Origin of the sequence: Exiguobacterium sp. s160 (genome assembly GCF_018617575.1) — a bacterium.
In the GTDB taxonomy this organism is placed as follows: domain Bacteria; phylum Bacillota; class Bacilli; order Exiguobacteriales; family Exiguobacteriaceae; genus Exiguobacterium; species Exiguobacterium aestuarii_A.
In genome coordinates this window covers 1-359 of record NZ_JACSKK010000029.1, presented here as the reverse complement: position 1 = coordinate 359, position 359 = coordinate 1, and the positions used below count along the sequence as shown (strand labels likewise).

Below are 359 nucleotides of genomic sequence, written 5' to 3'. Positions count from 1 at the left end.
GTGCGATTTGGTTCGTCTTTTTTTATGTTCAACGAGCTTGAGGCGCTCTGCCCGACAAAAGATTGAAGAAATGTTATGTAGACGGTCCTTTCTGGTCAATAGGTTGGCTAGCTTCTTCATGTTTTGTGCGGTGGCTGCCACCAGATTGGCGCGTTGGACCTTCGCGGTCCCCCTGTAGAAGGTGAAACGGAGCCCATGGAGCTCTTTCCCATCGGCGAACGAGCGCTCGACGGTCTGCGGCCGCAGTCGGTAGAGGGATTTCCCAGACGCGGACAGGCGGTTCTCGTTCACCTGCTCGCGGTAGTGCTCGTCGACGTGGCGGGTGATGTCCCGTCGGTGCGTCCGGCTGGACGTGCACT

The 359-nt window shown here is 57.7% G+C and carries 1 protein-coding gene; it reads right to left on the bottom strand.

The genetic code is table 11. The annotated features are described in order from the left end of the window. Positions 1-327 (bottom strand): transposase (locus KNO86_RS14610; protein ID WP_353047698.1); only part of this gene is annotated, 327 nt, incomplete at its 3' end. Positions 328-359 lie beyond the last annotated feature (32 nt).